8 protein-coding genes, 2 tRNA genes and 1 pseudogene are annotated in these 12791 nt (G+C 30.6%); 9 read left to right on the top strand and 2 right to left on the bottom strand.

Going from position 1 to position 12791, the window contains the following annotated elements:
* The first annotated feature begins 62 nt into the window (after positions 1-62).
* Positions 63-1211: a 2-amino-4-hydroxy-6-hydroxymethyldihydropteridine diphosphokinase gene (folK, locus tag ACXGSQ_RS00885; protein ID WP_458627776.1), complete on the top strand. Its 1149-nt coding sequence runs from the start codon at positions 63-65 to the stop codon at positions 1209-1211.
* Positions 1212-1255: 44 nt separating this feature from the next.
* On the opposite strand, the gene ACXGSQ_RS00880 is transcribed toward folK, so the two are convergent.
* Both ACXGSQ_RS00880 and ACXGSQ_RS00875 read right to left on the bottom strand, forming a co-directional pair.
* A complete protein-coding gene (locus tag ACXGSQ_RS00880; protein WP_458629301.1) occupies positions 1256-1870 on the bottom strand; it encodes a class I SAM-dependent methyltransferase in 615 nt (204 codons plus the stop codon).
* A 39-nt stretch (positions 1871-1909) separates the two neighbouring features.
* A complete protein-coding gene (locus ACXGSQ_RS00875) occupies positions 1910-2443 on the bottom strand; it encodes an RNA methyltransferase (RefSeq protein WP_458627775.1) in 534 nt (177 codons plus the stop codon).
* 181 nt (positions 2444-2624) lie between these two features.
* On the opposite strand from ACXGSQ_RS00875, the pseudogene mutS reads away from it, so the two are divergent.
* The 8 genes and pseudogenes from mutS (at position 2625) to ACXGSQ_RS00835 (ending at position 12771) form a co-directional block, all read left to right on the top strand.
* Positions 2625-5236 (top strand): annotated as a pseudogene (gene mutS / locus ACXGSQ_RS00870) (DNA mismatch repair protein MutS).
* Positions 5237-5331: 95 nt separating this feature from the next.
* Positions 5332-5403, top strand: a tRNA-Gly gene (locus tag ACXGSQ_RS00865).
* A 45-nt stretch (positions 5404-5448) separates the two neighbouring features.
* Positions 5449-5532: transfer RNA gene (locus tag ACXGSQ_RS00860), tRNA-Leu, on the top strand.
* 188 nt (positions 5533-5720) lie between these two features.
* Positions 5721-7316, top strand: a complete 1596-nt coding sequence (locus tag ACXGSQ_RS00855) for a type I restriction-modification system subunit M (RefSeq protein WP_458627774.1) — start codon at positions 5721-5723, stop codon at positions 7314-7316.
* Entirely contained in the window at positions 7316-8554 is a 1239-nt protein-coding gene (locus tag ACXGSQ_RS00850) for a restriction endonuclease subunit S (protein ID WP_458627773.1), read from the top strand. The genes ACXGSQ_RS00855 and ACXGSQ_RS00850 overlap by 1 nt, the downstream gene beginning before the upstream one ends.
* Before the next feature lie 14 nt (positions 8555-8568).
* Positions 8569-9252 carry a DUF3800 domain-containing protein gene (locus ACXGSQ_RS00845; RefSeq protein ID WP_458627772.1) on the top strand — a complete coding sequence of 228 codons (684 nt, stop codon included), beginning with the start codon at positions 8569-8571 and terminating at the stop codon, positions 9250-9252.
* Positions 9242-9781 carry a hypothetical protein gene (locus ACXGSQ_RS00840; protein WP_458627771.1) on the top strand — a complete coding sequence of 180 codons (540 nt, stop codon included), beginning with the start codon at positions 9242-9244 and terminating at the stop codon, positions 9779-9781. Before ACXGSQ_RS00845 ends, ACXGSQ_RS00840 begins: the two co-directional genes overlap by 11 nt.
* A 161-nt stretch (positions 9782-9942) precedes the next feature.
* Positions 9943-12771, top strand: coding sequence for a type I restriction endonuclease subunit R (locus tag ACXGSQ_RS00835; protein ID WP_458627770.1), 2829 nt, complete (start codon positions 9943-9945; stop codon positions 12769-12771).
* The last annotated feature ends 20 nt before the right edge of the window (positions 12772-12791 follow it).

Genomic DNA, 12791 nt, shown 5'->3' with positions numbered 1-12791 from the left:
TTGATAAATAGTTTCCGTAAAGGTAAAGTTATAAAATTTGTTTTAGTTATTTTGTTGCTTCGATGAAACCAAATAGAATAGCTTACATAGCATTAGGAAGTAATAAAGGTAACAAATTGCAGTATTTGCAATCTGCAGTTAACCTTGTGTTTGAAAGGGTTGGAGCTGTGAAAAAGATTTCTAAGGTCTATAGAACACCAGCGTTTGGCTTTGAAGGAGATGATTTTTATAATGCATGCATTAGTGTTGAAACTGAGTTTAAACCTAAAAAAGTACTAAAAGAACTACAGACTATTGAATTAGAACTTGGTCGAAAACCGAAATCAACTCAAGCTTATGAGTCGCGTGTAATCGATTTGGATATTTTGTTCTTTGAAGATGATATCCTAGATGAAAAAACATTAGTCATTCCGCATCCTCAAATTCATAAACGCAAGTTTGTTTTACAGCCTCTTGTTGATATTGCAAAAGACTTTGAGCATCCTGTTTTTGATAAGCCAATAGAGGTTTTGTTAAAAGAATGTGTGGACGAATCTGAAATAGAACCGATTAATATTTGGTTAAATAACCCGAGAAAATCTTACACGTTTAATAATTATAATTACATTGCTATAGAAGGTAATATTGGTGCTGGAAAAACAAGTTTGGCTAATAAGATTTCTAGTGATTTTAATGCCAAATTGATATTAGAACGTTTTGCAGATAATCCGTTTTTACCTAAGTTTTATAAGGAACCAGAACGTTATGCCTTTACTTTAGAGATGTCCTTTTTGGCCGATCGTTATCAGCAAATTAGTGACGATTTATCGCAATTAGATTTATTTAAAGATTTTATGGTTAGTGATTATGATGTAAATAAGTCGCTTATTTTCTCTAAAGTCACCTTGCCGGAAGATGAATTCCGTTTGTACCGTAAATTGTTTTATCAAGTTTATAAGGATATTGCAAAGCCAGATTTGTACGTTTACTTATATCAAAATACCGAACGTTTACAGGCTAATATTAAAAAACGAGGTCGTAATTACGAAAAAGATATTAAAGACGATTATCTAGAAAAAATCAATTCTGGGTATCTTGAGTTTTTAAAAAGTCAACCAGATATGAATGTGAAAATTATTGATGTTTCAGATAAGGATTTTGTTAAGCATCGTGCGGATTATTTGTGGCTGTTGGGAGAGATTAATGAGTCTTCAGTAAGCAGTAAGCAGTAGGCCGTTGGTTATGTTGTTCTTAGTTTTGTTTGGTGTGGAACTTCTTATAGTCTATAAAGCGTAGTCTTAATTATACCTTTATTGTTATCTAAAGTAATTTGTGAAAGCTTTTGTGCTTCAACAATTTTTAAATTAAAAGGAGCTTCCAGTAGATTAACACCACTATTTTTTTTAATCCTGATACCTTGTCCTGAAATAATATCTATGTTAGGTGTAAAATTTCCAACGGGTAAGTGTTCTGTCAGAATCAGATATTTATAATGTGAGAGTTTTTTAATGATTTTTTGAATTTCAGTATTAGATAAGTGTTGTAGCACCTGTCTTAAAATAACACAGTCGGCTTTTGGTAATTCATCTTCAACAATATTAAGGCAATGAAATTCTAAATTTTCGGCTTTAAATAGGGTTTTGTTTCTTTCAATTAAATTTTCAACGATATCAATTCCAATATACCTTTTAGTGTAATTGATGAGTTGCTTTCCAATATTAAAATCACCACAACCTAAATCGCAAACAGTAAGAGAATTATTATGCGATTTTAAAAACGTAGAAACACGATGAAGGTAAGGTTCAACAATTTTAATGTTATGCGAACCGTCACCTGAGTAAAAATCAAAGTCTTTTCCACCCCAAAGATGCATATCATACACTTGTTGCATCGCATCTTTTGTGGGCCAAGGTGTTTTTGGTTTCAATTATTACAGCGCTTTTAATTTACTGAACACATCCCAAATTACAACACCACAACTCACCGAAATATTTAAGGAGTGCTTGGTGCCATATTGCGGAATTTCAATCACCAGATCACTAGCGTTAACTACGTTTTGGTCAACACCTTTCACTTCATTACCAAATACAAAGGCGTATTTTTCATTAGGTTGAGGTTTAAAATCATTGAGCATCGTTGCGTTTTTGGCTTGTTCAATAGAACAGATGTTTATAGTTTCTGCTTTTAATTTTTCAATAACATCTATAGTGTGTTCTGCATATACCCAATCTACGGTTTCAGTACTTCCTAAAGCAGTTTTTCTAATGTCGTTATGCGGAGGCTGCGCGGTGATGCCACAGAGATAAATCTTTTCTATTAAAAAAGCATCGCTTGTTCTAAATACCGAACCGATATTGTTTAGACTTCTAATATTATCTAAAATAATAATGATAGGGGTTTTTTTAGCGTTTTTAAATTCTGAAATGTCTAGTCGGTCTAATTCTTCGTTTTTTAGTTTTCGCATTTTTGTTGTTTAAGAGACCTGTCTGGTTTTTAATACCTAACAAGTTTGAAATGTAATTATTAACACCTGTAAATAACTTCTACTTTTTGAGCTTCAATAAACCTCAAAATATAAGTAATTTAGCAAACTTGTAATTCTGAACATACTCAGTACAAAAATAGAACTTAATACCATATTCCCATTGGCAAAATCCGCAAAAAAAGTAACACCGTTAATGAAGCAGTATAATGCCATCAAGGTTAAATATCCTGATGCATTGTTATTATTCCGAGTTGGTGATTTTTACGAAACCTTTGGTAGCGATGCTGTAAAGGCGTCTAAAATTTTAGATATCATTTTAACAAAGCGTGGTGCAGGTAGCGAAAGTGAAACAGAATTAGCAGGTTTTCCACATCATTCTTTAAATACGTATTTGCCAAAATTAGTAAAGGCAGGAGAGCGTGTAGCCATTTGTGATCAATTAGAAATCCAAAACAAACTAAGACCATTGTAAAACGTGGAGTTACAGAATTAGTAACACCAGGTGTGGCTTTTAATGATGATATTCTACATTCAAAATCTAATAACTTTTTAGCAGCAGTATATTTTGAGAAGGAGCGGATCGGAATTGCATTTTTAGATATTTCGACAGGTGAGTTTTTAACCTCTCAAGGTAATGCAGAATACATTGATAAGCTACTTCAGAATTTTAACCCAAGTGAAGTTCTAATTTCTAAAAAAAGCAGAAAAGTATTTTTAGAAACCTTCGGAAATGATTTTCATACTTTTTATTTGGAAGATTGGGTGTTTCAAGCCGATTATGCCAATGAAACATTAACCAAACACTTTAATACGAAGACCCTAAAAGGGTTTGGAATTGAAGATTTGTATGAAGGGATTATCGCTTCAGGAGTTGTACTTCATTATTTAAGTGAAACACGTCATAATAAGTTAGAGCATATTGCTACGATTTCTAGAATTGCAACGGATGATTATGTCTGGATGGATAAGTTTACCATTCGAAATTTAGAGTTGTATAATTCCACAAATGTTAATGCAGTAACATTGATTAATGTCATTGATAAGACCATTTCACCAATGGGAGGACGTATGCTAAAACGTTGGTTGGCATTGCCTTTAAAACATGCTGAAAAAATAAAGCAACGCCATGAAGTGGTAAAGTATTTGTTGGAGAGTGAATCGGTTTTATTAAAGATTCAAGGGCAGATAAAACAAATTGGAGATATTGAACGCCTTATTTCAAAAATAGCAACGACTAAGGTGAGTCCGCGGGAAGTGATTCAGCTAAAAAATTCTTTAGATGCTATTGTGCCTATTAAATCGGTTGCTGAAACTTGTGAGAACGAAGCTTTAAAGGTATTAGGAGATAATTTACATCGCTGCGATTTACTGCGTGAAAAAATAAAGGAAACCTTAAATGAGGAAGCGCCAGTTAATATTTTAAAAGGGCATACAATAGCTCAAGGCTTTTCAGAAGAGTTAGATGAACTCAGAGGTTTATCGCAATCTGGAAAAACGTATTTAGATAATATGCTGAAACGCGAAAGTGAGCGTACTGGCATTACGTCTTTAAAAATAGCTTCAAACAATGTTTTTGGCTATTATATAGAAGTTAGAAATGCACATAAAGATAAAGTTCCAGAAGAATGGATTCGTAAGCAAACCTTAGTGAATGCTGAACGTTACATTACAGAAGAGCTTAAAGAATACGAGGCAAAGATTTTAGGTGCAGAAGAACGTATTTTGGCTATTGAACAACAATTATTCGCCGATTTGGTAACGTGGATGCATCAATTTATTATTTCGGTGCAGCAAAATGCGCAACTTATTGGACAGTTAGATTGTTTATCTGGTTTTGCAAGCTTAGCTAAGTCTAATAAATATGTGTACCCACAAATTGATGACAGCTATGATTTAGATATCAAAGACGGTCGTCACCCTGTAATTGAGAAACAATTACCCATAGGAGAGCCTTATATTGCTAATGATGTGTTTTTAGATAGAGAAGCACAGCAGATCATTATGATTACAGGGCCTAATATGTCGGGTAAGTCGGCTATTTTAAGACAAACAGCTTTAATTGTGTTATTGGCACAAATTGGAAGTTTTGTGCCGGCAGGAAAAGCTAGAATTGGTTTGGTAGATAAGATTTTTACGCGCGTAGGAGCTAGTGATAATATTTCAATGGGAGAATCTACCTTTATGGTAGAAATGAATGAAACGGCTTCTATTCTTAATAATATTTCAGACCGAAGTTTAGTATTGTTAGATGAAATAGGAAGAGGAACGAGTACGTATGATGGGATTTCTATCGCTTGGGCCATTAGTGAATATTTACACGAGCATCCTTCTAAGCCAAAAACGCTTTTTGCGACACATTACCACGAGTTAAATGAAATGACCGAAACGTTTGGTCGTATCAAAAATTTTAATGTCGCTGTAAAAGAATTAAAGGATAATGTGCTTTTTGTTAGAAAACTAGTAGAAGGAGGAAGCGAGCATAGTTTTGGAATACATGTGGCAAAAATGGCAGGAATGCCTCAGCAAGTTATAAGACGCGCAAACAAAATTTTGTCTAAATTAGAGCGGTCACATTCTAGTGAAGAGCTAACAGATAAGGTGAAAAGTTTAAAAGACGATTTGCAATTGAGTTTCTTTAATTTAGATGACCCATTATTGATAGAAATTAAAGATGAAATATTACATACTGATATTGATACGCTTACGCCAGTTGAAGCCTTGATGAAACTCAATGAAATTAAGCGAATGTTGGTCAAGAAAAAGCAAGCTTAAAATTTTTTTAATTTATTTTTAAAAAATGCTTTGGATTTAAAATTTAAATTTTAAATTTGCATCCGCTTTCAGAGCGAAAACGTTCATTAAAAATTGCGAAAGTAGCTCAGGGGTAGAGCATCACCTTGCCAAGGTGGAGGTCGTGGGTTCAAATCCCATCTTTCGCTCTGAATATAAAAATATACCAATTTGATTACAGTTGTGATCAAGATGCTGAAGTGGTGGAATTGGTAGACACGTTGGACTTAAAATCCAATGTCCATTAGGACGTACGGGTTCAAGTCCCGTCTTCAGTACTGTAGAAATCCGTAACATACTTGTTAGTCAAGTGTTTACGGATTTTTTGTTTTTAAAAATGTATGATTATTGTATGGTAGAGGTCGTTTATAATTTATAATAAGTATTTTTATTTATTAGAATTATTCTTAATTACAGCTTAAATCTGTTTATTTTGTAAGCATCTTAAAACACACTTTACCAATATATGTCAGAAGAACAAAAAAAACTACTCGAAAAACAATTATGGGCTATTGCCAACCTATTACGTGGCAAAATGGATGCAGACGATTACAGAAACTACATCTTAGGCTTTATTTTCTTTAAATACCTTTCAGAAAAGTTACACTTATACGCTAATAAAATATTAGCACCAGATGGTTTAACTTATGAGCAGTTAGATGAAAATTCAGATAACGGTAAAATATATGTTGAAGCAGTTAAAAAAGCCTGCGTAAAAGAATTAGGCTACTTTTTAAAACCAAGTGAATTATTTACTTCTATTGCTCAAAAAGGGAATAACCTTTCAGAAATAGTAACCAATGATAATGACGAAGCAAAGCAATTCTTTATCATTGAAGATTTAGAACGTATTCTTACCAATATAGAGCAAAGTACAATGGGTACAGAATCCGAAGATGATTTTGTAAAGCTATTTGAAGATTTAGATTTAACGTCTGGTAAATTAGGAAGAACTGTAAAAGCACAAAACGAAACCATAGCAAAAATCATAATACATTTAGATGAAATAGATTTCCGATTAGAGGATAATGACAGCGATTTATTAGGGGATGCTTACGAGTTTCTAATCGGGCAGTTTGCAGCAAGTGCAGGAAAAAAAGCAGGCGAATTCTATACGCCTCAAGAAGTATCTACCATATTAGCAAAAATAGTAACTACTCGTAAAAAACGTTTAAAATCAGTATATGATCCAACGTGTGGAAGTGGTTCACTTTTATTACGTGTGGCAAAAGAAGTTGATGATGTAGGTATGTTTTACGGTCAAGAATTAAACCGTACAACTTACAACTTAGCACGTATGAATATGATACTACACGATGTAAATTATCGTGAGTTCGATATCAAACAAGAAGATACCTTAGAAGAACCACAACATTTAGATATTAGAGCAGAGGCCATCGTAGCAAACCCACCATTTTCTGCAAAGTGGTCTGCAAAAGGCATATTTAGTACAGATGATAGATTTAGCCAATACGGTAAATTAGCACCCAAAACAAAAGCCGATTTTGCATTTGTACAACACATGATTCATCATTTAGATGAAAACGGTATCATGGCAACCGTTTTACCTCACGGTGTATTATTTAGAGGGAGTTCAGAAGCGCATATTAGACGTTATTTAATAGAAGATAGAAACTATATAGATGCTGTAATTGGCTTACCTGCAAACATCTTTTTTGGTACAGGGATTCCAACCTGTATTTTAGTAATAAAAAAATGTAGAGAAGTAAACGAAGATGTATTATTTATTGATGCTTCCAATCATTTTGAAAAACAAGGAAAAGACAATAAGCTACTACCAGAGCATATCAATCAAATTGTAGATACTTATACTAATAGAACGGTAACAGATAAATATAGTCACAGAGCAACTTTACAAGAAATTGCAGATAACGACTATAACCTAAACATACCACGTTATGTAGATACGTTTGAAGAAGAAGAACCTATTAACATTAATGCAGTTGCAGAAGAAATACAAGCCTTAGATATTGAAATAGCTGAAACAGATAAACGTATTGCTTCATATTGCAAGGAGTTAAATATTAAAACACCTTTTTAATGATGGAAAAACGATTGACACCACAATTAAGGTTTCCAAATTATAATGATGATTGGGATAAAGTTATTTTAGAAAATATCACTACTAAAATTAGTGATGGTATTCATTCTACACCAAAATATGATTTAAATGGCAATTATTATTTTGTGAATGGTAATAATCTAGTTGATGGTGCAATTAGTATAAATGAAAATACAAAAAAAGTTTCGTTAGAAGAATTTAAAAAACATAAACGACCATTAAATAAAAACTCAATTTTACTGTCCATTAATGGTACAATTGGTAATCTTGCGTTATATAATAATGAAAATATTGTATTGGGTAAAAGTGCTTGTTATATTAATCTTCAAAAAGAGATACCTATAAATTTCTATTATTACATTCTTCAAACACCAAGGATTAAGAAATATTTTCTTTCAGAATTAACAGGTAGTACTATAATGAATTTATCATTAAGAACTATAAAAGCAACAAAGTTGATAATTCCATCCTTTCCAGAACAACAAAAAATAGCTTCATTTCTTACAGATGTAGATGATAAAATAACCAAACTCACCCAAAAGAAAACCCTTTTAGAGCAATACAAAAAAGGCATAATGCAAAAAATCTTTAATCAAGAATTAAGATTTAAAGATGATAATGGTAATGAGTTTCCTGAATGGGAAGAGAAAAAGTTGGGTGATTTAGGTAATACTTTAAACGGTTTAACAGGTAAAACCAAAGAAAACTTTGGCAGCGGTAAACCATATATTCAATACAAGCAAATTTTTGATAGCTCTAAAATAAATATTGATAATTGTGGATTAGTTGATATAACAATTACAGATAAACAAACCAAAGTTCAATATGGTGATATTTTTTTTACAACTTCTTCTGAAACCCCAAAAGAGATTGGTACAGCATCAGTATTATTAGATGAAGTTGAAGAAATGTATCTTAATAGTTTTTGTTTTGGTTTTAGAGTAAAACAATCATTATTATATCCATCATTTAGTCAGTTTCTATTCCGAAGTAGCGATTTTAGAAAAAAAATGATTCCTTTAGCTCAAGGTAGTACAAGGTATAATATTTCTAAATCTGCATTTGTAAAACTTAAAGTTAGTTTGCCAAATATTGAAGAACAAACCAAAATAGCTAATTTCCTATCTGATATTGATTTAAAATTAGAAGCCTTAAACACCAAAATAGAAAATAGTAAAAGCTTTAAAAAAGGGTTATTACAACAAATGTTTGTTTAAAAAGACAATAAAGTATGAATAAAACTTATAATATATATTGTGATGAAAGTACTCATATAGAAAACGATGGTCAGCCTTATATGTTGCTCTCTTATATAAGTACGCCTTACCATTTATTAAAAATGCATAACAAAAATATCCGTGAAATGAAAATGGAGCATTTTTACAGAGGTGAAATGAAATGGAGTAAAATATCTAAATCACAATATCCATTTTATAATCAAGTTATTGATTATTTTTTTAGTAATGAATCTTTAAGTTTTAGAACAATAATCATTGATAAATCTCAATTAGACCACGCAGCTTTTAATCAAAATCACGATACATTCTATGATAAAATGTACTATCAGCTATTAAATAAAAAAATACATCCTGATGCTACTTATAATATTTTTTTAGACATCAAAGACACGTATTCTTATATCAAAGCACGTAATTTAAAAAAATATTTAGAAAGAGATTATTTAAACATTAGAAACCTACAAATTATTCGTTCTCACGAAAGTGAATTATTACAATTGACAGATGTGATAATGGGGGCTATTAATTATAAATTACGAGGGTTAAATAAAGTAACAGCAAAAAACAATATAGTTGATAAAATAGAGAAAATGTGTGGTAAGCCTTTAACTGAAAAAACAAGTGTTACTGAGAAAAAGTTTAACCGATTCTTTATTGATTTAAAAAATGGCAATTAACTATATAAAAAAATATAAATCATTTTTAGAAATAAACCATTTTAACGAATGGGAAAGGAAGCAATCTTTAAAAACTATATTTGATAGAGATATAGCAGATAATGTAAGTTTTAAGTTTCAAAATAAAATAATTAGACCTTTAAAAAAAGAAGATGTTTATGATGTTGAATCCTTATTCAAACATCTAACATATCGTACTGAGTTTGTAAAAGAAAAGAAAAAGGTAAAACTAAAGCCTAGAGATATTTTTGATTTTGAAAGATCAAAAAGATTACACTGGATTTTAACACATATTGATGAAAAAGTTAAGGATGATGTAAGAATATTTAGTAGTGTTGTTAGAGTAAATGGTAAGGATACTATACGTACATTTATTCATAACATTAGTGAGGATTATATTGTCATTTTAGAACCTCAAAGAAGTGGTTTAGACTATTATTTAATAACAGCTTACTATTTAGAAAAAAAATATAAGGGTCCTGAATCTATAAAAAAAATATATGACAGGCGATTAGATGAAGTCTATTAAACCGCAAAATCCGGTACACATCGGGGCGTATCGGATTTCGTAATTCAATCCTCGCTAATATGGTAGGATGAACAGTGCAAATATATAAAATAGTTTATTATTAACAGGTTTTATTAACATTTTATTGTTAATTACTCTTGGATATATTAAAAATTAATCAATTGACAACACAACCAGAACAAGTATTAGAAAATAATTTAATAAGCCAATTAATAGCATTAGGCCATAAATCTGTTGTTATAAAAACGGAAGAAGATTTATTAAGCAATCTAAAATCACAATTAGAGAAGCATAATAAAATGACCTTTACTACGTCCGAGTTTGAGCGTATATTAATACACCTTTCTAAAGGTAATATTTTCGATAAAGCTAAAACTTTAAGAGATAAATATGTATTACATAAAGATAACGGTGAGAAAGCCTATTTAGAGTTCATTAATCAAGACTTCTGGTGTCAAAATCAATTTCAAGTAACTAATCAAATTACAATTAATGGTAAAAGAGAAAATCGTTACGATGTAACTATTCTTATTAATGGTCTGCCATTAGTACAAATAGAATTAAAACGTAGAGGGATTGAACTTAAAGAAGCATTTAATCAAATACAACGCTATCAAAAAGAATCTTTTGCATCTAACAATGCATTATTTAATTATGTACAATTATTTGTAATTAGTAATGGTGTAGATACCAAATACTATGCTAATAGTCAAAAGCAAAGTTTCAAGTTTACATCTTTTTGGAGTGATGAAAAGAATAAGAAAATCACACAATTAGATAAGTTTACAAGTATCTTTTTAGAGCCTTGTCATATTGCTAAAATGATTACAAAGTATACTGTTTTACACGAAAGTGATAAAAAGCTAATGATACTTAGACCTTATCAGTATTATGCAGTAGAATCAATTATAGATAGAGTTAAAAATTCTGATAAAAACGGTTATATATGGCATACTACAGGTTCAGGTAAAACGCTAACCTCATTTAAGGCAAGTCAGATATTAACAAACAATCCTAAAATTAAAAAAGTGGTTTTTGTTGTAGACAGACAAGATTTAGACGACCAAACTGTTAGAGAATTTCAAGCATTCGACAAAGAGAGTATTGATGGTACTGATAATACTAAAATGCTTATCAATCAATTTTTAGATAATAATAGACCTTTATTAGTTACAACAATTCAAAAACTAAATAGCGCTATTTCAAAAGCAAAGTTTAGAAAACAGATTGAAGCTTTAAAAGATGAAAAAGTAGTTTTTATATTCGATGAATGTCATCGTTCTCAATTTGGTGATACACACAAACGTATTGTAAACTTCTTTACTAATCACCAATTATTTGGTTTTACAGGAACACCAATATTTGTAAAAAATGCCATTAGTAAAAAAAGTATCAAACAAACAACTGCAAACCTATTTCACGAGTGTTTACATCAATACGTAATTACAGATGCTATTAGAGATGAAAATGTATTAAAATTCTCAATAGAGTATTACAATGTTTTTAAATCTAAAGAAGGTGTCGATGATACTAAGGTAGAAGATATAAACAAGCAAGAAGTCTATGAAAGTGATGATTATTTAAATACGATTACAAATTACATAATAGCAAATCACAATCGTAAAACACACCACAGAACATTTACAGCAATGTTTTGTGTAAGTAGTGTAGATATTCTAATCAAATATTACGAGTTATTAAAGGCTAAAAAAGAAGCAGGCGAACACCGTTTAAATATTGCAACTATCTTTTCTTATAACGTAAATGAACCAGATAAGGATGCAAACGGTCAAATAGAAGAAGAAGATGTAAATGATGATGCACCTGTAAATAAACACACAAGAGATAAGTTAGATGAATTTATAGCAGATTACAATAAACAGTTTAGTACTAAACAATCAGCTAAAGATGGTAATGCATTTCTAAACTATAAAAAAGACATTTCTAAACGTGTTAAGAACAAGCAGATTGACATATTATTAGTCGTTAATATGTTTCTTACAGGTTTTGATAGTAAGGCTTTAAACACGTTATATGTAGATAAAAACTTAAACTATCACGGATTAATACAGGCATACTCTCGTACTAATAGAATCTTAAACGAAAAGAAATCACAAGGGAATATTTTAGCATTCCGTAATCTAAAACAAAACACCGACGATGCTATCGCTTTGTTTTCTGATAAAAATGCTCAAGAAACTATAATTATAGCACCATACAACGAGCAAATAACGAAATTTAATGAAGCTTATAAAGTATTAATGGCTATTGCGCCAACTGTAGATAGTGTAAACGATTTAGTTACTGAAGAAGATGAATTAGAATTTGCTAAAGCATTCAGAGAAATAATGCGATTAAAAAATATATTATCATCATTTGTAGAATTTTCATTTGATGATACGTATATGAAAGACCAAGAGTTTGCAGATTACACAAGTAAATATTTAGACCTTTACGATAAGATAAAAACAAATAACCAAAAGGAAACAGTATCTATCTTAGATGAAATTGATTTTGAATTAGAATTAATACATCGTGATGAAATTAATGTAGCCTACATAATGAAGCTATTAACACAATTAAAAGATGCAAAACCAAAAGACCAAGCAAAACAGAAAAAACAAATTATAGATTTAATAGCTGGAGAATCTGAATTAAGAAGTAAACGAGTTTTAATAGAAAAGTTTATTCAAAATAATCTTCCTAAAATAAACGATAGTGAAGCTATTGAAGATGAATTTAAAACCTATTGGCAAGAAGAAACTAAAAAAGCTTTACAAGATTTAAGTACAGCAGAAGCATTAAAACAAGATAAAGTAGAAGACATCATAAACGATTTTCTTTTCACAGGAAGAATGGCAACAGAAGATGAAGTAATAGAAGCATTAGAAAAACAACCAAGTGTCTTACAAAGAGAATCAATAAGCACCAGAATCACAGAAAAAATAAAAGACTTCGTAAAAACTTTTATTAATGGGGTTGATAATTAGAATTTTTTAAGAAAAAAGTA

The organism is Winogradskyella sp. PC D3.3, from assembly GCF_054366245.1.
The sequence above is the reverse complement of the archived record's forward strand: the minus strand, read 5'-3'. Positions and strand labels throughout refer to the sequence as shown.